Genomic DNA, 20,856 nt, shown 5'->3' on the forward strand with positions numbered 1-20,856 from the left:
CCTTGCCGTAGAGCTCGGCCGGATTGAGGATGCCGCCCATGACCGCTCACGCCGAACCGCCTGCGATCAGCATGGCCAATGTCCGCGCCGCAAGCCGCCTGCTGGGCGCGGTCGGCGCCGTGGACCTGGAGCGCCTCCTGCCGCACCTTCGGCCGGTCGAACTCGTGCGCGGCCAGGTGTTGTTCGAGCCGGGCGACGACGTGGTCGTCACGCACTTCCCGACCTTCCGGACCATGGTCTCGCTGCTGATCGTGACCCGCGACGGACACGAGGTCGAGGCGGCCACCATCGGGCGTGAGGGCGCGGTCGGCGGCATCGTCAGCGCCGGTTCCAAGCCCGCCTTCGGGCGCGGCGTGGTGATGATCGGCGGAAGCGCCCTGGCCGTGCCCACCGCGGCGCTGGAAACGATCAAGGACACATCGCCCCGGTTCGCCGAGCTGTTCTCGCGCTACGCCGATTCCCTGCTCGCCCAGATCATGCAGTCGGTGGCCTGCAACGCCCTGCATTCGGCCGAGGCGCGCTGCTGCCGCTGGCTGCTGGCCACTCATGACCGGGCTGGCGACAAGACCATTCAACTCACCCAGGAGGCGCTGGCCGAGATGCTGGGCGTCCAGCGCACCACCGTCACGGGCGTAATCCAGGCGCTGGAGACCAAGGGCTTGGTCCGCCACCGCCGCGGCGGGGTTGAGATCATCGACCGCGCTGGCCTCGAGCGCGCCTCCTGCGAATGCTACGCGGCGGTCGAGGGCCACTTCGCGCTGATGCTGCCCCAGGTCGCGCTCTAGAGTTTCTTCTGCGGATAGATCGTCTCGCCGCGCTCCAGCATGGCGACGAAGGCCTCGATCTTCTTCGCCCGCCCGCCAGGCGTCTTCATGTTGTGGGTGCGGAAGGCCAGGGCGAAGCGGTTCTGCTCGGTCAGCCTGGGCAGCATCGCGCTGGCCTTGGGGCTGGCGTCGATGGCCGCCTGCAGGTCGTCCGGGATCGCCAGGGCCCGGCCGCTGCCATAGGCGCGGTTCCAGCGGCCGTCGGCCTTGGCCGCCTCGACTTCCTTCAGCCCATGCTCGGTCATCCGCCCTTCGGCGATCAGCCGGGCGACGTTGTCGACGTTCTTCTGGCTCCAGATGCTCTTCCGGCCGCGCGGCGTGTAGCGCTGCAGGTAGCTCTGGGCGTCCAGGCTCTTACGCACCGCGTCGATCCAGCCCCAGCAGAGCGCAACGTCGATGGCCTCCAGCGGCGTGATGGAGGCCAGCCCCGAGCCGGTCTTGTAGATCCTGATCCAGACCTCGCGCTCGCCATCATGATGCCCGCCGAGCCAGGCGTAGAAGCTGTCGGCGTCGGCGAACTCCTGGACGTGGGCGGGATCGACCTCGATCGGCGCCATCAGGGGGCCTTCACGGTCTGGCCGCCCTTCATCACGAAGACCGGATGCTCCAGCACCGTCACGTCGGCCAGCGGATCGCCGGTGACGCCGATCAGGTCGCCATAGGCGCCGACGGCGATGCGCCCGACGTCCTTCTCCTGGCCCAGCGCCTGGGCGGCGTTGACGGTGGCCGCCTGGATCGCCTGCAACGGGGTCGCGCCGTAGCGGACCATCACCGCGAACTGCCGGGCGTTGTCGCCGTGCGGGTAGACGCCGGCGTCGGTGGAATAGATCTGCTTCACGCCGGCCTTCAGGCTCTTCTTGAAGTTCTGGCGCTGGATCTCGCCGATGTCGCGGTCCTTCTGCAGGTTCTCCTCCAGCACCCCGTTCTTCTTGCCCTCGGCCTGGGTGTAGTCGGTGTTGTAGATGTCCATGCCGAAATAGGTCCCGTGCTGGACCGCCAGCCTGATCCCCTCGTCGTCGACCAGGCTGGCGTGCTCGATGGTGTCGATCCCGGCCAGGATGGCGGCCTTGATCCCCGGCGCGCCGTGAGCGTGGGCGGCGACCTTCATGCCGGCCATGTGCGCCTCCTCGGCGACCGCCTTCATCTCGTCCAGCGTCATCTGCTGAGCGCCGGGCGCATCGCCCCGCGAGAACACCCCGCCGGTCGCGCAGATCTTGATCACCTGGGCGCCGTATTTGCGCAGGGTGCGGACGGACTTGCGCGCCTCGTCAGGGCTGTCGGCGTTGTAGGGCGCCTTCTGGTCCATGGAGGGCGGGAAGAAGGTCTCGTCGCAGTGGCCGCCGGTGGCCCCGAACGAATAGGCGGCGGTGACGATGCGCGGGCCCTGGATGAAGCCGCCTTCGATCGCCTCGCGCAAGCCGACGTCGCCATAGAAGGCCGACCCGACATTGCGCACCGTGGTGAAGCCGGCCTCCAGCGTATCCTTGGCGTGGCGCGTGCCGATCGCCGTCCAGAATGCGTCCGAGAACTGGTAGCCGGTGTAGCCGCCGTAGAGCGGCGAGATGGTCAGGTGGACATGCATGTCGATCAGGCCGGGCAGCAGGGTCACGCCCGGCAGGCTGATCTGACGCGCCCCCGCAGGCACCGCGTCGCCCTGGCGGCCGACAGAGACGATGCGGCCGTCGGTGATGATCACCATCGGCCTGTCGGCGACCTTGCCGGTCGCGGTGTCGACCAGGCGCGCTGCGCTGACCGCGACGGTTTCGGCCTGGGCCGGCAAGGCGAAGGCGGCCGCGCAGGCGGCGAGAAGGACGGCGCGCATGGATTCCCCCGGATATGCGGATCGTGCAGCGACGCTACCATGCAACGCGCGGTCGTCGAGGCGGTGACATGGGGGCCAGGGTCCGCTATCGGAGCGCCCGTAGCTGCCTGGAGGGCCGAAGCCTTGACCGACGACGCCGAAGAACAGGGCTGGGCCACCGCCAAGACCCTCGCCGAGGCTCTGCCCTACATCCAGATCTACGACCGCGAGGTCGTGACGATCAAATACGGCGGCCACGCGATGGGCGAGGAAAGCGTCGCCAAGCTGTTCGCAGCCGACGCCGTGCTGCTGAAGATGCTGGGCTGCCATCCGGTCGTGGTGCACGGCGGCGGACCGCAGATCTCGCGCATGCTCGACAAGGCGGGCGTGAAGTCGACCTTCATCGACGGCCTGCGCGTCACCGACGAAGCGACCATGGAAGTGGCCGAGATGGTGCTGTCGGGCGCCATCAACAAGGAAATCGCCAACTGGATCACGCTCGCCGGCGCCGAGGCCGACGTGCGCGGCGTGGGCTTGTCGGGCAAGGACGCCCGGCTGATCACGGTCGAGAAGGCGCACCGCACCAAGAAGGATCCCGACAGTCAGATCGAGCAGGTGGTCGACCTGGGCTTCGTGGGCGAGCCGACGCGGATCGACCCCAAGCTGATCGAGGCCCTGATCTACGCCGACGAGGACTACATCCCCGTCGTCGCGCCGATCGGCGTGTCCGATGAGGGCGAGACCTACAACATCAACGCCGACACCGTGGCCGGCGCCCTGGCTGGGGCGCTGAACGCCAAGCGCATGCTGCTGCTGACCGACGTGCGCGGCGTGCTGGACAAGAACGGCGAGCTCATCCGCCAGATGACCGTCGCCGAGGCGCAAGAAGCGATCGCCACGGGCGTGGCCACCGGCGGCATGATCCCCAAGCTCGAGACCGCCATCGCCGCAGTGCGCTCGGGCGTCGAGGCCGTGGTCATCCTGGACGGCCGGCGGCCGCACGCCATGCTGACCGAGCTCTTCACCGAGCACGGGTCGGGCACGCTCATCCGCGCATGAGTCCGGACCTCTCCCACGTCGACACCTGGCTCTTCGACCTGGACAACACCCTCTACCCCGAGGAGTCCGGGTTCATGCGGGAGGTCGAGGGCCGGATGACAGGCTTTGTCGAGAAGGTCACCGGCCTTCCGCGCGACGAGGCCTATGCGCTGCAGAAGAAGTACCTGGCCGAGCACGGCCTGACGCTGAAGGGTCTTATGCTGCATCACGGCGTCGACCCCGCCGATTTCCACGCCCTTTTCCACGACCTCTCGCTGGAAGTGCTGGCGCACGACGCCGAGCTGCTGGCGGCGCTGTCGAAACTGCCGGGCCGGCGTCTGATCTTCACCAACGCCGACGACGTCCACGCCGAACGGGTGCTGAAGCACCTGGGCCTGCGCGACCTGTTCGACGAGGTGTTCCATATCGCCTCGTTCGGTTTCGCCCCCAAGCCTGACCCGCTGGGCTTCCAGCGCATGATCGACGCCCATGGACTGGATCCTGCGGCCACCTCGTTCTTCGAGGACTCCGAGAAGAACCTGAAGCCAGCCGCCGATCTCGGCATGACCACCGTGCTGGTCGGCCCGCGGGCCGCCGCCTCCACCGCCCCATTCGTCCACCACCGCACCGCCAGGCTGACACCGTTCCTGGCCGGCGCGCGCCTGAAGGAAAGCAATTGATGTCCGACGACCTGAAGTCCGTGATCGAGGCCGCCTGGGAAGCCCGCGACGGCGTCAACACCAGCACCCAGGGCCAGGTGCGCGAAGCGGTCGAGGAAACGCTGAACCGTCTGGACTCCGGAACCCTGCGCGTCGCCTCGCGCGGCGAGGACGGCGTTTGGACCACCCACCAGTGGGCCAAGCAGGCGATCCTGCTGTCCTTCCGCCTGAACGCCAACCAGCTGATCGACGCCGACGCGCCGCATCCCTACTGGGACAAGATCCCGCTGAAGTTCACCGGCTGGGACGCCGCCCGCTTCGAGGCCGCCGGCTTCCGCGCCGTGCCCGGCTGCGTCGTGCGCCGCGGGGCCCACATCGCCAAGGGCGTGATCATGACCCCGTCGTTCGTGAACATCGGCGCCTATGTCGACGAAGGCACCATGGTCGACACCTGGGCGACCGTCGGCTCCTGCGCCCAGATCGGCAAGAACGTCCACCTGTCGGGCGGCGCGGGCATCGGCGGGGTGCTGGAGCCCCTGCAGGCCAACCCGACCATCATCGAAGACAACTGCTTCATCGGCGCCCGCTCGGAAGTCGCCGAAGGCGTGATCGTGCGCGAGGGCAGCGTGCTGTCCATGGGCACCTTCATCACCTCGACCACCCGCATCGTCGATCGCAAGACCGGCGAGGTCTTCATGGGCGAGGTGCCGCCCTATTCGGTGATCATGCCCGGCTCCATGCCCAGCCCGTTCGGCGAGGGCCTGCCCTCGATCAACTGCGCGGTCATCGTCAAGACCGTCGACGAGCGCACCCGCGCCAAGACCTCGATCAACGAACTGCTGCGCGACTAGACGCCGGCGATTCGCCGCCCCTGCGCTTGCAGGAGGCCCTCTTGCACGCCCCGGCCGCGCCCTGCGGACCGGGGCGTCGTCTTTTCCGCGCCACCGCGACCGTCATCCACAGGAAAAGACCCCATCGATACCCTTAAACGGCGATTAACTATAGCATTCGCTTCTCGCGATACTTTGGTGAAGATAGTTTCTCCAACGACGCGATCATCACGCGGCAAACGAAAGCAACATCCTTAACGTAACACCGGGAAAGTTCGGAGCCCGTTGTTATTTCAGGACATTGAGCTTTGCCGAAATGACTGCGATCGAGCCGGATTAACTTTAACGCGGGGCGCCCGGACCATGAACCCAGCGCTATCCATCGCCGCTGCCGCGGCCGTCGCCGACGATCTGCCATCGGACCGTTCCGCGTCCGAGGCGGCGACCTGGAACGAGCCCACGCCGGGCTATCTGGAACAGGACGCCATGCGGTTCTTCTACCGCTGGGGCGGCCATCTCTCAGCCACGCTGATCCGGGTGCGGTCGCGCTTCGACGGCGACCTGGACCAGTACCTGCTCTATCTCGTCTTCCTGCTCGCCGAGATCTCGGAGTCGCTGCCGCGCGGGCCGCGGCCGCCGCAGACCTTCCGCCGCCGCCGCGGGCTCAACGCGCTCAGCCTCTCTGACATTACGCAGATCCCGCGGGAGACCACCCGCCGCAAGCTTCTGGCCCTTGTGGACCGCGGCCTGCTGGTGCGCCAGGACGACGGGCTCTTCACGCTGGGCGAAGGCTACGATGTCGATCAGTTCTTCACCGACCTGAAGCCGCTGTTCTGGGACGCGGTGCGCCTGGAGACAAATCCGGTCTGAGTGGATCGGACTTTGCTCAAGCCTCCTAGAAGTCCGGGCATTTTCTCCGTCGAACCGGCGCCCCGCTCTGGCGGAAAATGCTCTAGACGCCGACCCCTTTCCCTATTCGATGCCGTCCAGCCGCCGCCACAGATTGCGGATCGCCAGGGCCCGCATGGCGGCGTCGTCGGTCTCCAGCACCGGCATGCCCAGCTTTTGCAGACAGTCGTTCAGGGCCAGCGGCTCATGCCGCGACAGGCGCATGCCCTTGCGCCGCGCCACCGCCTGGAACCTGCGCCAGACGCACTCCACGCCCGAGGCCGCATTCGCCGCGCCGACCGGCAACAGGCCGGTTTGCAACACGCGGTGAAAAGCGACCAGGGTCGCGCCGCGGCACAGCTTGGTCGCCAGGACGGCGAATTCGCCCTCATCCATCGGATCGACTGAGATGTCCTCGCTGGCCGCGCCGCCGAACAGCGTCGCGGGGCTGGCCGAGCGCACAAAGGCGCTGAGCGCCACGTTGCCGCGGTCGTCGACGAACGCGTACTGCATGACATGCTGGCGGCCGTCCGCCGCCACCGACCTGACAGCGAAGTAGAGATGATCGCTGGCGGAGACCTGGTGCGGACCGCGCGGCGCCGAAGCCTGGACGGGAATCTGCGTTCCGCGAATAACGCCGCCACGCTCAAGAATATCGATGATATCATCAATCTTCTGGGCGGGAGTTTTAACCGGCTTCTTCTTAAAAATATTGAACATGAATCGAAGCCTCGGAACGCGGATGAGGCATATTTCTTGAAGGGGCGTCCCAGGTCGATACAGATGCTTCCCAAATCGGGATGGTAAACCGATATTAAGTACCCCATTCTGGGCGAAGACTATTGACCGCCGACGACTCAAGGCCATTGCCCCCGGCGGCCCGCGCCTTTACCAGCGAGCCATGCTCGATCCCGTCGCCCTCACCCAGGAACTCATCCGCCGCCCGTCGGTGACCCCGGCCGACGAAGGCGCCATGGACCTTGTCCAGAAGACGCTGGAGACGCTGGGCTTTTCCTGCCGGCGCATGAAGTTCGGCGACATCGAGAACCTCTACGCCCGCTACGGCGCCGCCAGCCCGAACCTCTGCTTCGCAGGGCATACCGACGTGGTGCCGGTGGGCGACGCCGAAGCTTGGAGCCGCGAGGCCTTCGCCGCGGAGATCGTCGACGGCATGCTGATCGGCCGGGGGGCGGTCGACATGAAGAGCGCGGTGGCCGCCTTCGCCGCCGCCGCCGCCAAGGCCATCGCCGCCGGCGAGGTGAAGGGCTCCCTCTCCTTCCTGATCACCGGCGACGAGGAAGGCGTGGCCACCCACGGCACCAAGATGGTCGTCGAAGCCCTGGCGGCCGAGGGCGAGGTGATCGACCACTGCGTGGTCGGCGAGCCCTCCAGCGCCGAGACCTTCGGCGACATGATCAAGATCGGCCGCCGCGGCTCGATCAACGTCTGGATCACGGTCGACGGCCGCCAGGGCCACGTGGCCTATCCGCATCGCGCGGCCAATCCGGTGCCGGTCCTGATCGACCTGCTTGGCCGGCTGCAGAATCACGTGCTGGACGACGGCTATACCGGCTTCCAGCCCTCGAACCTGGAAGTCACTACGGTCGATGTCGGCAATGGCGCCACCAACGTCATCCCGGCCCAGGCCAAGGCGCGGCTCAATATCCGCTTCAATCCCGCCCACAAGGGCGCCGAGCTCGCCGCCTGGATCGAGGGCGAGGCGGCGAGGTCGCGCGAAGGGTTCTCCGGGAAGATCACGGTCGAGCCGGTGATCAGCGGCGAGGCCTTCCTGACCGAGCCGGGCGCCTTCACCGACGTCGTGGCCGGCGCTGTACTGGATGTGGCTGGCGCCGCCCCGGAGCTGTCGACCACTGGCGGAACCTCGGACGCCCGCTTCATCCGCGCCCTCTGCCCGGTGGTGGAGCTGGGCCTGGTCGGCAAGACCATGCACGCGGTCGACGAGCGCGCGCCGGTCCAGGAGATCCACGACCTGCAACGGGTGTATGAACGGCTGATCAGCCGCTATTTCACAGCGTTCGGATAGACCTTTCTCCTTCTCCCTTCCCTTGAAGGGGAGGGAGAATTCAGTACTTCACCCCGGTGAGATAAAGCCCGTCGGCCGGCGCCACAGGACCGCAGGCTTTCCGGTCCTTGGCCTCCAGGGCCGCGCGCACGTCGCCTGCGCTCCAGCGCCCGATTCCGGCCTCGGCCAGGGTGCCGGTCATCGAACGAACCTGGCGGTGCAGGAACGAGCGCGAGGCGAACTCCAGCAGGATGTACTCGCCCTCGCGCCAGGCCCTGGCCACATCCAGGGTCTTCATCGGCGACTTCGCCTGGCATTGCATGTGTCGGAAGGTGGTGAAGTCGTGGTGGCCGATGAGGGCCTGGGCCGCCGCGTGCATCGCGTCGGCGTCCAGCGGCTTCTTCACGTGCCAGACCCGGCCGCGATCGAGGGCCGGCGGCGCCTTGCGGTTGAGGATGCGGTAGATGTAGCGCCGCTCGGTCGCCGAGAAACGCGCATGCCAGTCACCCGTCGCGACCTCGGCCTCCAGCACCGCGATCGGCTCCGGCACGAGATAGGCGTTCATCGCATCGCGCACGACCTCGGGCCGCCACTCGCGCTCGAGGTCGATGTGGATGACCTGGCCGGTGGCGTGGACGCCGGTGTCGGTGCGGCCCGCCGCCTGCAGCCGCAGTTCCTGCCCGCTGAACGCCTTCACCGCGCGCTCGATCGAGCCCTGGACGGAGGGCAGCTCGTCCTGGGCCTGGAAGCCCTTGTAGGGCCGCCCGTCGTACTCGATGGTCAGCTTGTAGCGCGGCATCAGGAAAGATCGGTCCCGGCCGCCACCGCGGCGCCGCGCAGGAAGGCCTCGGCGTCCTGCGGGCCCTTGCCCTCGCGCTGGACGCGCAGCAGCCGCACCGCGCCCTCGCCGCAGGCCACCAGCAGGGCGTCGTCCAGCACGCGGCCAGCCGGCCCCTCGCCGTCCTCCACCTGCGACAGCAGCGCCTTCACCCGCACCGGCCCCTTGGCGGTCGGCAGCTCGAACCAGGCGCCTGGGAAGGGCGAGAGGCCGCGGATCTTGTGGTCGACCTCGCTCGCCGGTCGGCTCCAGCCGATGCGCGCCTCCCTCGGGCGGATCTTCTTGGCGTAGGTCAGACCCTCCTCGGCCTGGGCGACCGCCCTCGCCTCCCCGGCCTCGACGGCGGCCATGGTGCGCGCCAGCAGGGCCGCTCCGACCTGCGCCAGGCGGTCGTGCAGGGTCCCGGCGGTCTCCAGGGCGTCGATGCGCACGGTCTCCGAGGCCAGCACCGGCCCCTCGTCCAGGCCCTCGGTCATCTGCATGACCTCGACCCCGGTCACCTTGTCGCCGGCCATGATCGCCCGCTGGATCGGGGCCGCGCCGCGCCAGCGCGGCAGCAGCGAGGCGTGGAGATTGAAGCAGCCGAGCCGAGGCGCATCGAGCACGGCGGCCGGCAGGATCTGGCCGAACGCCACCACCACCCCGGCGTCGAGGTCCAGCGCGGCAAGGGCCTCGACCTCGGCCGGATCGCGCATCGAGGCCGGCGTGCGGACGGGAATTCCGTGCTCCTGCGCATAGGCGTGAACCGCCGACGGCTTCAGGACCTGGCCGCGCCCGCGCGGCGCCGGCGGCTGCGAATAGACGCAGGCGACCTCATGGCCGGCCGCGACAAGGGCGTCCAGCGCAGCTACGGCGAAATCCGGGGTTCCAAGAAAGGCGATACGCATCAAAACTGCATGTAGCGGGGGACGACGAAATTAGGAACCTTGAGCCAAGCTTCGCCGTTCAGCCTCGCATTCGGGAAAAGGGAGAATTCTCATCATGCGTAAACTCGTGATCGTCGCCATCGCCGCCGCCGGCCTGACGCTGGCCGCCTGCTCGCAGGCCACCCAGGACTCCGCCAAGGCCACCGCCGATCAGGCCGCCGCCGACGCCCAGGCCGCCGCCGACAAGGCTAAGGCCGACGCCGAAGCGGCCGCCAGCACCGTGGCGACCGAGACCAAGGACGCGGCCGCCGACGCCAGCGCCATGGCCAAGGAAGCCGGGGCCGACGCCAAGGCTGCGGCCAAGGATGTCGCCGCCGACGCCAAGGCCGCCGTGCACGAAGCGACCGCGCCGGAAAAGAAGTAGGACCGGGACCGACGTCGCGCCGGCCGAGCCGCTGGCGCGACGTCTCCTTCGCATGTTCGACACCTACGCTGAACCGCTCCGATCCAGGCTTGCGGCCCTGCGCCGTCTGATCCTGGACACGGCCGCGTCCACGCCTGGCGTCGGGGCCGTGGAAGAGGCGCTGAAGTGGGGCCAGCCCAGTTTCCTGACGCGCACCGGCAGCACGATCCGCATCGACGCAGTCAGGGGCTCAGCCGACCGCTACGCGCTCTACGTCCACTGCCAGACTGATCTGCTGGCCACGTTTCGCGACATCTATGGCGAGCGCCTGATCTACGAGGGCAAGCGCGCGCTCGTCTTCGACACGGCCGCGCCGCTCGACGAAGAAGCCGTCAGCCACTGCGTGGCCCTGGCCCTCACCTACCACTCCCGCAAGCGCGCCCACTGAAAGGCGCGAAAGGTCGTCAGGCCGCGCGGGCCTGTTTCTTCACCTTGGCGACCGCGCGGTCGCGTTTCAGGCGCGACAGGTGGTCGATGAACAGCACGCCCTCCAGGTGGTCCATCTCGTGCTGGATGCAGACCGCGAACAGCCCCTCGGCGTCCTCGATCACCTCATCGCCCTGATAGTTCAGATACTTCAGCTTCACGCGGGCCGGCCGCTCGACCTCGTCATAGATCTCGGGAATCGACAGGCAGCCCTCTTCGTAGGGCGCGGTGTCTTCCGAGGCCCAGAGGATCTCGGGATTGACGAAGTAGCGCGGCGCCTTCTCCTCGTCCGGGCCGGCCAGGTCCATGACGATGACCCGCTTGGGCACGCCGATCTGGATGGCGGCCAAGCCGATGCCTGGCGCGTCGTACATCGTCTCCAGCATGTCATCCATCAGCGCGCGCAGGTCGTCGTCGACCTTGTCGACAGGCTGCGAGACCTGTTTCAGCACGGGGTTGGGAACGACGAGAATTTCGCGGATAGCCATGAGAACGCAGGTAGGTCAGCGCCCCTTTGCCGTCAAGGCGGCGAGACGCCCCGCCTCCGGCGCCTCGGGGTCGGCCGCCAGCTTGGCGAGAGGCCGAATCCCGGTCTCGACGGGCGAGAGCTCGGCCAGGTCCTTGCCCTCGTGGTCGACCTTCAGGTCCTCGAACCGGCGGGCCTGAGTCATGACCTGGGTCTCCAGCGAGCCGACGAACTGGTTGTAGCGGCTCACCGCCGCCTCCAGCGCCTTGCCGACCGACGAAGCGTGGCCGCCCATCACCGACAGGCGCTTGTAAAGTTCGCGCCCCAGCTTGGATATCTCCTGGGCGTTGGCCGCCTGCTCCTCCACCCGCCAGCCATAGACCACCGCCTTGCAGAGCGCGAACAGCGTGGTCGGGGTGACGACCAGCACGCGCCGGTCCATGGCCTCGGTCATCAGGTCGGGCGCGCGCTCCAGCGCCGCGGCGAGGAAGCTGTCGCCGGGGATGAACATCGCCACGAAGTCGGGCGAGCCCTGGTTGAACTGGTCCCAATAGGCCTTGGCCGACAGGCCCTGCATGTGCGCGCGCACGCTCTGGGCGTGGCGAAGATAGGCCGCCTCGCGGCTGGCCTCGTCCGGTGCGTCCTGGGCTTCGAGGAAGGCGTTCAGCGAGCACTTGGCGTCGATCACGAACACCGCCCCGCCCGGCAGGCGCACGGTGACGTCGGGACGGCGGCGCCCCTCCTCGCTGTCGGTCGAGGTCTGCTCGTCGAAGTCGTAGCGATTGTGCAGGCCCGCGGCCTCCAGCACGTTGCGCAGTGTCTGTTCGCCCCAGCGGCCCTGGACCCCGGCCCCGCGGCGCAGGGCGGCCGACAGCTTGCGCGCCTCGGCCTGTGTGGCGCTGGACGCCTGCAGCAGTTGGTTGATCTGTTCCTTGAGCCCGCCCGTCTCTTCGGCGCGGGTCTTTTCGACCGCCACCACCTGCTCCTGGAACTTGGCCAGGGTCTCGGCGACGGGCTTCAGCTGGGCCTCCAACCGCGCCTGGGCGAGCTGTTCTCTATTATGGAAGGTCTCGTCGGCGCGCTTCATCACCTGCTCGGCGATGGCGGCCGCGGCCTGACTCTGCAGGAAGGCGGCGTTCTTTTCCTCCTGCTCCTCGAGCACCTGCAGGCGGGCGGCCGCCTGCTGCAGCTCGTAGACCCGCGCCTCGGCCCGGGCGGCGCGGCCGCGCTCCATCAACGCCCAGGCCAACATGGGGATCGCCGCCAGCAGGGCGGCCAGGAGCGCGAGCAGAATGGAGTCGGGGTTCATGCTCCGTTCTTATACGGAGTCGGGGGCGCGAGCTAGGCGCGGGCCGAGCCAAGGCTCAGGCCAAAAAAAAGCCGGGCCAGAAGGCCCGGCAGTTCATTAGGGAGGAAACGCCCAGGAAGGGCAGAAGCGGCAGCGCCGCCTCACAATTCGACTGTATACGGTGCGACGCACAAAACAACAAGCGATTTTATGCGCCGAGCATCACATTTTCTGAAAGCGCCGAAAAATTACGTTACAAATCAGTGAGATTTAATTCCCCAACCCGAGAATTCGGATTGCTGCATCGCACAATGACATGATACCGACGTTCGGCGCCGCGGCGAGAAGGCGCTGGCGCAAAAGCCATTCGTCACCTAAAAGCGCGCGCTTCCCCAAATAGGCGCCCTCAAAGCCAAATCAATGTCGCTCCGCAACATCGCCATCATCGCCCACGTCGACCACGGCAAGACTACCCTGGTCGACCAGCTGCTAGCTCAATCGGGCGTCTTCCGAGCCAATGAGGCGACGGTCGAGCGCGCCATGGACTCCAACGACCAGGAGCGCGAACGCGGGATCACCATCCTCGCCAAGTGCACCAGCGTTCTCTGGAGCGGTAAGGCGGGCGAGACCCGCATCAACATCATCGACACCCCCGGCCACGCCGATTTCGGCGGCGAGGTGGAGCGGATCCTCGGCATGGTGGACGGCTGCGTCCTCCTGGTGGACGCCGAAGAAGGCGTCATGCCCCAGACCAAGTTCGTGCTGGGCAAGGCGCTGAAGATGGGCCTGCGCCCGATCCTCTGCCTCAACAAGGTCGACCGCGCCCACGCCGATCCGGACCGTGTGCTGAACGACGCCTTCGACCTCTTCGCCGCCATGGGCGCGACCGACGAGCAGCTCGACTTCCCGCACATCTACGCGTCGGGCAAGAACGGCTGGGCGACGATGGATCTGGCCCAGCCCAACGACAATCTCGGCCCGCTGTTCGACCTGATCGTCGACCACGTGCCGCCGCCGAGGGCCGAGGCTCGCAAGGAAGAGCCCTTCCAGATGCTGTCGGTGCTGATCGAAAGCGACCCGTTCCTGGGCCGCCTGCTGACCGGCCGCATCGAGGCCGGCAAGGCCGTTCCCGGCTTGGCCATCAAGGCCTTGTCGCGCGACGGCAAGGAAATCGAGCGTGGCCGCATCACCAAGGTGCTGGCCTTCCGCGGCCTTAAGCGCCAGCCGATCGACGGCGGCGCCGAAGCCGGCGACATCGTCGCGATCGCGGGTCTGTCGAAGGCCACCGTGGCCGATACGCTATGCGCCATGGAAGTCGCCGACGCCCTGCCGGCGCAACCGATCGACCCGCCGACCATTTCCATGACCGTGTCCGTCAACGACAGCCCGCTGGCGGGCCGCGAGGGCGACAAGGTGCAGAGCCGTGTCATCCGCGACCGTCTGCTGAAGGAAGCCGAGTCCAACGTGGCCATCCGGGTGACCGAAACCAGTGAGAAGGACGCCTACGAGGTGGCCGGCCGCGGCGAGCTTCAGCTCGGCGTGCTGATCGAGGGCATGCGCCGCGAGGGCTTCGAGGTTTCCATCAGCCGTCCGCGCGTGGTCTTCCAGACCGACCCGGAAACCGGCCAGCGCCTGGAGCCGATCGAAGACGTGATGATCGACGTCGACGACGAGTTCACCGGCATCGTCATCGAGAAGCTGTCCGCCCGCAAGGCGGAGCTGAAGGACATGGGTCCGTCCGGCGCCGGCAAGACCCGGATCAGCCTGATGAGCCCGTCGCGCTCGCTGATCGGCTACCAGGGCGAATTCCTGACCGACACCCGCGGCTCGGGCGTGCTGAACCGCGTGTTCAGCCACTACGAGCCCTACAAGGGCGCCATCGACGCGGGCCGCAAGGGCGTGCTCGTCTCCAACTCCGACGGCGAAACGGCGGCCTATGCCCTGTGGAACCTGGAGGAGCGGGGCACCATGTTCGTCGGCGCCGGCGAAAAGACCTATCAGGGCATGATCATCGGCGAGAACTCGCGGTCCGACGACCTCGACGTCAACCCGATGAAGGCCAAGCAGCTGACCAACGTCCGCGCCTCCGGCAAGGACGAGGCGGTGCGCCTGACCCCGCCCCGCCGCATGACCCTCGAACAGGCCATCGCCTATATCGAGGAAGACGAGCTGGTCGAGGTGACGCCGAAGTCGATCCGCCTGCGCAAGCAGGTGCTGAACCCCTCCTTCCGCAAGCGCCGCACCAAGGAGGAGTAGTGGACGAGGCGACGGCCGCGAACAAACCGAGTTCCAGCCGTCAGGCCGCACGCGAGCGGGCGTTCCGCCTGCTCGCCGTTACGGTCACCGCCCTGTTCCTCGCCTTCGCCGCCCTTGGCGGCGCCTTCTTCTGGTACGACCGCGCCACCGGCCTGCTGACCCACGCCCATCAGGTACGGGCCGAGATCGAAGGCCTGCGACAGTCGCTGACCGAAGCCGAATCGGCCCAGCGCGCCTACGTCCTTACCGGCCGGGCGCGATTCTCCGACCAGGTCGCAACCGCCAGCGCCGACGCCCGGCGGCGCTACGGTCTTCTCCAAACCCTGACCGCCGACAATCCGCAGCAACAGGCGCGTCTCTCGCGCCTGCGCGCGCTGATGGACACGCGCCTGTCGGTCATCGACCAGACCATGGCCGCGCGCCGCGCCGGCGCGTCGGTCGCGGCCATCCGCATCATCCTGAAGGGTGAAGGCATCGCGGCGATGGACGGCGTGCACCGCATCGCCGCCGAGCTGGAGACCGAGGAAAAACGGCTGGAGGCGGCCCGCATCCGTCAGGTGAACGTCGTGCGGCGGGTGATCGTCGCATCGCTGCTGATCTTCGCGGCGCTACTGGCCCTGCTGTTCTTCAAGGCGCTGCGCGACATCAGCCTCGACCGTGAAGCCGAAGCCGACATCTCCGAGCAGCTCCGCCGCCTGCTGGCCGACCGCGACCTGCTGCTGGCCGAGGTCAATCATCGGGTGAAGAACTCCCTGCAGCAGATCGCCAGCGTCGTGCGCCTGCAGGCGCGCGCGGTCGAGCAGCCTGAAGCCCGCGAGGCGCTGGACAAGACCCTGGATCGGATCATCGCCGTCGGCCGCGTTCACGAGCAGCTCTATACCGCGAGCGACGGCGTGGGCGCCTTCGACGCGGGCCGCTACGCCGAAGGTCTTGCGCGCGACCTGATCGACTCGCTGGGCCGCGAGGACATCGAGCTCCTGACCCAGGTCGAGCCCGTCATGCTGGACGTGCGCCACGCCGTTCCGCTGGCCCTGATCCTCAACGAATTGATCACCAACGCCTTGAAGTACGGCTGTCCGGCCGATAGGCGGTCAAGAATCACGGTCGCGCTCGGAACCGAGGGCGAACTTCTCCGTTTGAGCGTCGCCGACGATGGCGATGGCCTGCCCAACGCCTTCTCGCCGGCGGCGAGCAAAAGCCTGGGCATGCGGGCCATCGAAGCGTTGGCGAGGCAGCTTGGGGGAAGCTTCGAGATCGAGCAGCCGAAGGCCGGCGCACGCTTTGCGGTGGTCTTCCCACGGAGTGTTTGACGCTTTGCGTATCATGGTCGTCGAAGACGATGCGCTGATCGCGCTCGACATTGTCAGCCTGCTCGAGGACATGGGCCACGAAGTGGTCGCCGAGGCGTCGGACGCGCGCAACGCCCTGGCCCTGGCGCAGGGCGACCGCCCCGACCTCGCCCTGGTCGACGTGCGCCTGGCGCGCGACAGCGACGGCGGCGTCCTGGCCCAGACCCTCTACGACCAGCTCGGCGTGCGCTCGCTATTCCTTTCCGGCTCGATCACCGAGGATTTCCGCCGCAACATGGCGCCGATCAACCCTGTGGGGTTCATCGACAAGCCCCTGACCCGCCGCTCCCTGCGCGAGGCCCTGGCGACCGTCGGCTAAGCCTCAGCGCCCGCGCGTCTCGATACTGACCACCGCCGACATGCCGGGTCGCAGGCGCGCAGCGGCGTCCTGACCGCCGTCGATCGAAATCCGCACCGGCAGGCGCTGGACCACCTTGGTGAAGTTGCCGGTCGCGTTGTCGGGCTTGATCACCGCAAACTCCGAGCCGGTGGCCGGTCCGATCCGCTCGACGCGGCCTGTCAACTTCGCCCCAGGCAGGGCGTCGACGCGCACCGAGACCGGCTCGCCGACCCTCACGTCCTTCATCTGGGTCTCCTTGAAGTTGGCGGTGATCCAGACGCCGGGCGGCGCCATGCCCATCAGCTGCGTGCCCGGGGCGACGTACTGCCCGACCCGCACCCCGACCTCGCCGACCTGGCCGTCGCTCGGCGCGGCGATACGGGTGTTGGAGAGGTCGATCTGGGCCAGCTTCAGGCTGGCCTCGGCGCGGGCCACCGCCGCCTCCAGCGCCGCCCGGTTGACGCCCACGCTCGTCAGGTCCTCCTGGGCCACTCGCCCCTGGGCCTGGCTCTGGCTGACCGAGGCCTGGGCCTGCTGCACCGCCAGCCGCAGGCGGTCGAGCTCGGTCGGGGCCAGCCAGCCCTTGGCGACCAGCGGTTCGGCGCGGCGGAAGTCGGCCTGAGCCTTGGCGAGGGCGGCCCGCGCGCTGGTCTCCTGCGCGCCGACCAGGCTGACATTGGCCTGGCCGCGGCGGCGCTGCTGATCCCAATTGGCGAGATTGGCCTTCTGGGCGGCCAGATCCGCCGTCGCCTGATCGACCTTCTCGCGATAGTTCCGGTCGTCGATGACCACCAGCGGCTGGCCCGCCTTCACCGCCATGAAGTCCTTGACCAGCACTTCTGTGACGTAGCCGTCCAGCTTGGGGCTGATGATGGTGACCGCCCCACGGACATAGGCGTTGTCGGTGCTCTGCACGCCGCTGTCGAACGGCGGCAGTCGCCAGGCGAACAGAACCAGCAGCACGCCGCCGACCGCCGCGGCGGCGATCGGTACGGCGGCGCGCGACCAGGGGCGGCGGCTGGGGACGGGGTCGGTCTGGGCGGTCTCGGTCAAGTCAGGCGGCCTTCGTGACAAGAGCTTGCGCGGCCTTGGCGCGCGCATCCTCGCGCAGTCGCAAGGCCAGGAGATAGACGAAGACGACCAGCGACAGCACGCCGATCACCCGGAAGACGTCGGCATAGGCGAGCACCGTCGCTTCACGCGTCGCGACCTGGCCCAGCACCACCAGCCCCTCGCCCTGGCGCAGGATCGGGTCGGTCAGCACCCCGCCATAGGCGCCGGCGTACTGGCGCGCGCGCAGGGCCACCTGCGGGTCGGTCAGCACCAGCCGCTCGACGATCTGGGCCGAATAGGCCTTTTCCCGCACGGTCATCAGCGTGCCCAGGAAGGCAGAGCCTGCCAGGGCGCCCAGGCTTTGCCCGGCGCCGAAGATCACTGCGAACGAGACGATGAATTCCTGACCCTGGCGCAGGGCGCGGCTGAAGCCCGCCAGCATGGCGGCCGGCAGGAACAGCGCGCTGGCGAACGCGATCAGACCCTGGCTCAGATACATCTGCTCGGGCCGGGTCAGGTTGGTGACGCGGGCGTCCCAGAACGCGGCCGCCGCGATCAGCAGCAGGGCGATCAGGGCAGGCGTCGAGACCCGCGCTGGATTGATGGTCATCGCCACTCCGACCACGCCGGCCAGCGTCGCCCAGAACATCACCCAGGACAGGCCGTGCATCTGGTCGTTGTTCATGCCCATGGCCTGCAGGAAGCCGAAGGCGCCGACGCCCTGCTCGGACAGCACGATGCGGAACAGCAGGATGATCACCACCAGCCGCAGCATGTCGGCGCTGGACAGCCACCGAACATGCAGCAGCGGCTGCTCGCGATGCAGCTCGACCAGCACCGCGGCCGCCAGCAGTACGATCGCCGCCGCCAGGGCCCAGCCCAGCCACGGCGCGTCGAACCACCAGACGAAGCGCCCTTGCGAAAGCACGGCGCACAGGAGGGCGATGCCCGGCGCGAACAGGGCGAAGGTGAGGAAGTCCCGCGCCTGGAACATCTTCATCCGCGGCACGGGCGGCAGGCGCACCAGGTTCACCGCCGCCAGGCAGAGCAGGCTGAGCCCGATCTCCAGCAGATAGAGCCCGTGCCACTGGCCGATCTCCAGCAGGTCCGACGAGACCAGACGCGACAGCGGCGCGGCCAGCTGGCTCCAGCCGACACCGAGCGCGATGCCCATCGGCCGGCGCGCCTCGGGCACGGCGTTGATCATGTAGAGCAGGGCCAGGGTCGACAGCGCCGTCGCCGCTACGCCCGACGCCGCCCGCACCGCGATGGCCGAGCGCAGGTCGTCGGTGAAGAGGTGCGCCACCGCGACCAGGATGAAGAGGCCGAGCCCGATGTCGCCGAACAGCCGGATGCCGAACTGGAAGCGGAACTTGATCGCCAGCAGGGCGATGGTGGCGTTGGTGGCGGTGTAGGCCGTCGCAAGCCAGGCCGCCTCGCTGGGATAGGCGCCGAGCGAGCCCTGGATCCAGGGCAGGTTGTTGTTGACCAGGTTGAAGCCCAGCCCCTGAGTCAGGCCGAGCAGCATCGAGATCCCGCCGTAGGTCAGGGCGCGCGCCCAGACGGATTTCGGCGGCCCCCCCATGCGTCCTATGCCTCTCTCTCGACCAAGCTAGAACACGCGCTCCATCCAGACGTCACAACGCGCATAGTCGCTGGGGGGTCGCATCTCGGGCGTCAGGTCGACGAACCCCATGGCGCGATAGAGGCCGATCGCCGGCGCGAGACTGGAATTGGTCTCCAGATAGAGCCGGGGCGCGCCGGCCCGGACCGCCTCGTCGATGCACGCCTGCATCAGCGACCGGCCGAGGCCTGTTCCGCGCGCCGCCTCGGCCACCGTCATCTTCGCGACCTCGAAGCCGCCGCCTTCCATGGCGATCAGCGCCACGCAGCCGATCGCCTCTCCGTCCTGCTCGGCCATGAAGATACGGCCGCCCTTGGCCAGAATCTGGCCGGCCGGGTCGTCCAGCACGACGCGGTCCTTCGCCTCGATGGCGAAGTGTTTGGAGATCCAGGCTTCGTTCAGCGTGCGCCAGGCCTCGGCGTGGCGCGGCTCGAAAGGCACGATCCGCATGAGCGAGATATCCCGCCGCCAGCCGTGCCCGAGCAAGTCCCGATCGTCGGATCGGGACTTGCTCACGCAACTTTGAATCTGGACCATTTTTTGCGCCGAACCGGCGCCCACTTCGGCGAAAAATGGTCTAGGCAAGTTTCATGGCCAATCCGATCTTCGCAAACCTGCCCACCACCATCTTCGAGGAGATGTCCGGCCTCGCGCGCGAACTGGGCGCGATCAACCTGGGCCAGGGCTTTCCGGACGATCCCGGCCCGGCCGCGGTGCGCCAGAAGGCGGCCGACGCCGTGCTGAACGGCTACAACCAGTATCCGCCCATGGCCGGCCTGCCCGAGCTGCGCGAGGCGGTCGCCGCCCACTATCGCCGCGCCCAGGGCCTCGACCTCGACTGGAAGAGCGAGGTCACCATCACCTCGGGCGCGACCGAGGCGCTGGCCGCCGCTTTCCTCGGGCTGATCCAGCCAGGCGACGAGGTGGTGGTGTTCCAGCCGCTCTACGACGCCTACCTGCCGTTGATCCGCCGCGCGGGCGGCGTGGCCCGGCTGGTCACCCTGCAGCCGCCGCATTGGCGCTTCGACCGCGCCATGCTGGAGGCCGCCTTCACCCCGCGCACCCGGTTCGTGGTGTTGAACAACCCGATCAACCCGGCCGGCGCCGTGCTTCCGGCCGAGGACCTCGCCCTGCTGGCGGAATTCTGCGTCGCCCACGACGCGGTGGCGATCTGCGACGAGGTCTGGGAGCAGGTGATCTTCGACGGCGCCCGCCACGTCCCGCTCATGGCCCTGCCGGGCATGCGCGAGCGCACGGTGAAGATCGGCTCGGCCGGGAAGATGTTCGGCCTCACCGGCTGGAAGGTCGGCTTCCTCTGCGCCGGCGCCGAGCTGAGCCGCGCGCTGGCCCGCACCCACCAGTTCCTGACGTTCACCACCCCGCCCAACCTGCAGGCCGCCGTGGCCTGGGGCCTGGAGAACAGCGGCGGCTGGTTCGAGGAGATGCCGGCCAGCCTCCAGCGTTCGCGCGACCGGCTGGCGCAGGGCCTGAAGCGGGAAGGCTTCGTCACCCTGCCGGCCCAGGGCACCTATTTCCTCAACATCGACCTGCCGGCCTCGGGCGTCGCCGAGGACGACCGCGCCTTCGCCCTGCGCGCGGTCAAGGACGCTGGCGTCGCCAGCATCCCGGTCTCGGCGCTCTACGAGCAGGACCACGTGCGCACGATCCTGCGGCTGTGCCTGGCCAAGGCGGACGCCACCCTGGACGAGGGCGTCGCCCGGCTCGCCAAGGCGCGGGAGCTTTCCCGGTCTGGTTAACGTTCTCGCTGGGAAAGAACCCGGATACCGCACAGGTTGTCTGGGTTTTCTGCGCTCGGGGCCTTGA

At 68.2% G+C, this 20,856-nt stretch carries 22 protein-coding genes; 12 read left to right on the forward strand and 10 right to left on the reverse strand.

Features of this window, described 5'->3' with window-relative positions; translation table 11 throughout:
* Positions 1–38 precede the first annotated feature (38 nt).
* Positions 39–785, forward strand: coding sequence for a Crp/Fnr family transcriptional regulator (locus ACE3T2_RS12550; RefSeq protein WP_374657805.1), 747 nt, complete (start codon positions 39–41; stop codon positions 783–785).
* On the opposite strand, the gene ACE3T2_RS12555 is transcribed toward ACE3T2_RS12550, so the two are convergent.
* Both ACE3T2_RS12555 and ACE3T2_RS12560 read right to left on the reverse strand, forming a co-directional pair.
* The gene (locus ACE3T2_RS12555) at positions 782–1,381 is read right to left on the reverse strand and encodes a YdeI family protein (protein WP_374657807.1); all 600 of its coding nucleotides are present in this window, start codon (positions 1,379–1,381) and stop codon (positions 782–784) included. The genes ACE3T2_RS12550 and ACE3T2_RS12555 overlap by 4 nt on opposite strands.
* Positions 1,381–2,646, reverse strand: coding sequence for an amidohydrolase family protein (locus ACE3T2_RS12560; protein WP_374657809.1), 1,266 nt, complete (start codon positions 2,644–2,646; stop codon positions 1,381–1,383). Before ACE3T2_RS12560 ends, ACE3T2_RS12555 begins: the two co-directional genes overlap by 1 nt.
* A 123-nt stretch (positions 2,647–2,769) precedes the next feature.
* Between ACE3T2_RS12560 and argB the strand changes: the two genes are divergently transcribed.
* From argB to ACE3T2_RS12580, 4 genes are all read left to right on the forward strand, one after another.
* Complete coding sequence (gene argB, locus ACE3T2_RS12565) at positions 2,770–3,684, forward strand: acetylglutamate kinase (RefSeq protein ID WP_374657811.1); 915 nt, start codon at positions 2,770–2,772, stop codon at positions 3,682–3,684.
* Entirely contained in the window at positions 3,681–4,343 is a 663-nt protein-coding gene (locus tag ACE3T2_RS12570; protein ID WP_374657813.1) for a pyrimidine 5'-nucleotidase, read from the forward strand. Before argB ends, ACE3T2_RS12570 begins: the two co-directional genes overlap by 4 nt.
* Positions 4,343–5,173, forward strand: coding sequence for a 2,3,4,5-tetrahydropyridine-2,6-dicarboxylate N-succinyltransferase (gene dapD / locus ACE3T2_RS12575; RefSeq protein WP_374657815.1), 831 nt, complete (start codon positions 4,343–4,345; stop codon positions 5,171–5,173). Before ACE3T2_RS12570 ends, dapD begins: the two co-directional genes overlap by 1 nt.
* A 342-nt stretch (positions 5,174–5,515) precedes the next feature.
* Positions 5,516–6,022 (forward strand): hypothetical protein, encoded by a 507-nt coding sequence (locus tag ACE3T2_RS12580; RefSeq protein WP_374657817.1) that lies wholly within the window; start codon positions 5,516–5,518, stop codon positions 6,020–6,022.
* A gap of 102 nt (positions 6,023–6,124) precedes the next feature.
* On the opposite strand, the gene ACE3T2_RS12585 is transcribed toward ACE3T2_RS12580, so the two are convergent.
* On the reverse strand, positions 6,125–6,760 hold the full coding sequence (locus ACE3T2_RS12585) for a hypothetical protein (RefSeq protein ID WP_374657819.1): 636 nt from the start codon (positions 6,758–6,760) through the stop codon (positions 6,125–6,127).
* 181 nt (positions 6,761–6,941) lie between these two features.
* Between ACE3T2_RS12585 and dapE the strand changes: the two genes are divergently transcribed.
* Positions 6,942–8,084, forward strand: a complete 1,143-nt coding sequence (dapE, locus tag ACE3T2_RS12590) for a succinyl-diaminopimelate desuccinylase (protein ID WP_374657821.1) — start codon at positions 6,942–6,944, stop codon at positions 8,082–8,084.
* A gap of 40 nt (positions 8,085–8,124) precedes the next feature.
* Here dapE and truA read toward each other — a convergent pair whose 3' ends face one another.
* On the reverse strand, positions 8,125–8,862 hold the full coding sequence (truA, locus tag ACE3T2_RS12595; protein ID WP_374657823.1) for a tRNA pseudouridine(38-40) synthase TruA: 738 nt from the start codon (positions 8,860–8,862) through the stop codon (positions 8,125–8,127).
* A complete protein-coding gene (gene fmt / locus ACE3T2_RS12600; protein WP_374657825.1) occupies positions 8,862–9,788 on the reverse strand; it encodes a methionyl-tRNA formyltransferase in 927 nt (308 codons plus the stop codon). Before fmt ends, truA begins: the two co-directional genes overlap by 1 nt.
* A gap of 94 nt (positions 9,789–9,882) precedes the next feature.
* Here fmt and ACE3T2_RS12605 point away from each other — a divergent pair, with 94 nt between their 5' ends.
* Both ACE3T2_RS12605 and ACE3T2_RS12610 read left to right on the forward strand, forming a co-directional pair.
* Positions 9,883–10,191, forward strand: coding sequence for a hypothetical protein (locus ACE3T2_RS12605; protein WP_374657827.1), 309 nt, complete (start codon positions 9,883–9,885; stop codon positions 10,189–10,191).
* A 52-nt stretch (positions 10,192–10,243) separates the two neighbouring features.
* On the forward strand, positions 10,244–10,618 hold the full coding sequence (locus tag ACE3T2_RS12610; protein ID WP_374657829.1) for a DUF1801 domain-containing protein: 375 nt from the start codon (positions 10,244–10,246) through the stop codon (positions 10,616–10,618).
* Positions 10,619–10,634: 16 nt separating this feature from the next.
* Here ACE3T2_RS12610 and def read toward each other — a convergent pair whose 3' ends face one another.
* Both def and ACE3T2_RS12620 read right to left on the reverse strand, forming a co-directional pair.
* Positions 10,635–11,144, reverse strand: a complete 510-nt coding sequence (gene def / locus ACE3T2_RS12615; RefSeq protein WP_374657831.1) for a peptide deformylase — start codon at positions 11,142–11,144, stop codon at positions 10,635–10,637.
* A 15-nt stretch (positions 11,145–11,159) separates the two neighbouring features.
* Entirely contained in the window at positions 11,160–12,431 is a 1,272-nt protein-coding gene (locus ACE3T2_RS12620) for a DNA recombination protein RmuC (protein WP_374657833.1), read from the reverse strand.
* Between the two features lie 399 nt (positions 12,432–12,830).
* Here ACE3T2_RS12620 and typA point away from each other — a divergent pair, with 399 nt between their 5' ends.
* From typA to ACE3T2_RS12635, 3 genes are read left to right on the forward strand one after another with little or no spacing between them, the layout of a single operon-like run.
* Positions 12,831–14,666, forward strand: coding sequence for a translational GTPase TypA (gene typA / locus ACE3T2_RS12625; RefSeq protein ID WP_374657835.1), 1,836 nt, complete (start codon positions 12,831–12,833; stop codon positions 14,664–14,666).
* Positions 14,666–15,976 carry a sensor histidine kinase gene (locus ACE3T2_RS12630; RefSeq protein WP_374657837.1) on the forward strand — a complete coding sequence of 437 codons (1,311 nt, stop codon included), beginning with the start codon at positions 14,666–14,668 and terminating at the stop codon, positions 15,974–15,976. Before typA ends, ACE3T2_RS12630 begins: the two co-directional genes overlap by 1 nt.
* 13 nt (positions 15,977–15,989) lie before the next feature.
* On the forward strand, positions 15,990–16,334 hold the full coding sequence (locus tag ACE3T2_RS12635) for a response regulator (protein WP_374657898.1): 345 nt from the start codon (positions 15,990–15,992) through the stop codon (positions 16,332–16,334).
* Between the two features lie 3 nt (positions 16,335–16,337).
* Here ACE3T2_RS12635 and ACE3T2_RS12640 read toward each other — a convergent pair whose 3' ends face one another.
* Genes ACE3T2_RS12640 through ACE3T2_RS12650 form a run of 3 tightly spaced genes read right to left on the reverse strand, consistent with a single transcriptional unit; the run spans position 16,338 to position 19,569 of the window.
* The gene (locus ACE3T2_RS12640; protein WP_374657839.1) at positions 16,338–17,408 is read right to left on the reverse strand and encodes an HlyD family secretion protein; all 1,071 of its coding nucleotides are present in this window, start codon (positions 17,406–17,408) and stop codon (positions 16,338–16,340) included.
* Between the two features lies 1 nt (position 17,409).
* Positions 17,410–18,993 carry a transporter gene (locus ACE3T2_RS12645; RefSeq protein WP_374657841.1) on the reverse strand — a complete coding sequence of 528 codons (1,584 nt, stop codon included), beginning with the start codon at positions 18,991–18,993 and terminating at the stop codon, positions 17,410–17,412.
* A 27-nt stretch (positions 18,994–19,020) separates the two neighbouring features.
* Positions 19,021–19,569: a GNAT family N-acetyltransferase gene (locus ACE3T2_RS12650; RefSeq protein WP_374657843.1), complete on the reverse strand. Its 549-nt coding sequence runs from the start codon at positions 19,567–19,569 to the stop codon at positions 19,021–19,023.
* A gap of 53 nt (positions 19,570–19,622) precedes the next feature.
* Between ACE3T2_RS12650 and ACE3T2_RS12655 the strand changes: the two genes are divergently transcribed.
* A complete protein-coding gene (locus ACE3T2_RS12655) occupies positions 19,623–20,789 on the forward strand; it encodes an aminotransferase (protein WP_374657845.1) in 1,167 nt (388 codons plus the stop codon).
* The last annotated feature ends 67 nt before the right edge of the window (positions 20,790–20,856 follow it).

Source organism: Phenylobacterium sp. (assembly GCF_041919955.1).
Taxonomy (GTDB): domain Bacteria; phylum Pseudomonadota; class Alphaproteobacteria; order Caulobacterales; family Caulobacteraceae; genus Phenylobacterium.

What these genes read in the sequence shown, in the direction of transcription:
- truA (WP_374657823.1), bottom strand. Translation starts at nt 8,862, where the DNA reads ATGCCGCGCTACAAGCTGACCATCGAGTACGACGGGCGGCCCTACAAG.
- ACE3T2_RS12635 (WP_374657898.1), top strand. Translation starts at nt 15,990, where the DNA reads ATGGTCGTCGAAGACGATGCGCTGATCGCGCTCGACATTGTCAGCCTG.
- def (WP_374657831.1), bottom strand. Translation starts at nt 11,144, where the DNA reads ATGGCTATCCGCGAAATTCTCGTCGTTCCCAACCCCGTGCTGAAACAG.
- ACE3T2_RS12655 (WP_374657845.1), top strand. Translation starts at nt 19,623, where the DNA reads ATGGCCAATCCGATCTTCGCAAACCTGCCCACCACCATCTTCGAGGAG.
- ACE3T2_RS12650 (WP_374657843.1), bottom strand. Translation starts at nt 19,569, where the DNA reads ATGGTCCAGATTCAAAGTTGCGTGAGCAAGTCCCGATCCGACGATCGG.
- ACE3T2_RS12605 (WP_374657827.1), top strand. Translation starts at nt 9,883, where the DNA reads ATGCGTAAACTCGTGATCGTCGCCATCGCCGCCGCCGGCCTGACGCTG.
- dapD (WP_374657815.1), top strand. Translation starts at nt 4,343, where the DNA reads ATGTCCGACGACCTGAAGTCCGTGATCGAGGCCGCCTGGGAAGCCCGC.
- fmt (WP_374657825.1), bottom strand. Translation starts at nt 9,788, where the DNA reads ATGCGTATCGCCTTTCTTGGAACCCCGGATTTCGCCGTAGCTGCGCTG.
- ACE3T2_RS12585 (WP_374657819.1), bottom strand. Translation starts at nt 6,760, where the DNA reads ATGTTCAATATTTTTAAGAAGAAGCCGGTTAAAACTCCCGCCCAGAAG.
- ACE3T2_RS12645 (WP_374657841.1), bottom strand. Translation starts at nt 18,993, where the DNA reads ATGGGGGGGCCGCCGAAATCCGTCTGGGCGCGCGCCCTGACCTACGGC.
- ACE3T2_RS12570 (WP_374657813.1), top strand. Translation starts at nt 3,681, where the DNA reads ATGAGTCCGGACCTCTCCCACGTCGACACCTGGCTCTTCGACCTGGAC.
- typA (WP_374657835.1), top strand. Translation starts at nt 12,831, where the DNA reads ATGTCGCTCCGCAACATCGCCATCATCGCCCACGTCGACCACGGCAAG.
- ACE3T2_RS12580 (WP_374657817.1), top strand. Translation starts at nt 5,516, where the DNA reads ATGAACCCAGCGCTATCCATCGCCGCTGCCGCGGCCGTCGCCGACGAT.
- ACE3T2_RS12560 (WP_374657809.1), bottom strand. Translation starts at nt 2,646, where the DNA reads ATGCGCGCCGTCCTTCTCGCCGCCTGCGCGGCCGCCTTCGCCTTGCCG.
- ACE3T2_RS12610 (WP_374657829.1), top strand. Translation starts at nt 10,244, where the DNA reads ATGTTCGACACCTACGCTGAACCGCTCCGATCCAGGCTTGCGGCCCTG.
- ACE3T2_RS12620 (WP_374657833.1), bottom strand. Translation starts at nt 12,431, where the DNA reads ATGAACCCCGACTCCATTCTGCTCGCGCTCCTGGCCGCCCTGCTGGCG.
- ACE3T2_RS12555 (WP_374657807.1), bottom strand. Translation starts at nt 1,381, where the DNA reads ATGGCGCCGATCGAGGTCGATCCCGCCCACGTCCAGGAGTTCGCCGAC.
- ACE3T2_RS12550 (WP_374657805.1), top strand. Translation starts at nt 39, where the DNA reads ATGACCGCTCACGCCGAACCGCCTGCGATCAGCATGGCCAATGTCCGC.
- dapE (WP_374657821.1), top strand. Translation starts at nt 6,942, where the DNA reads ATGCTCGATCCCGTCGCCCTCACCCAGGAACTCATCCGCCGCCCGTCG.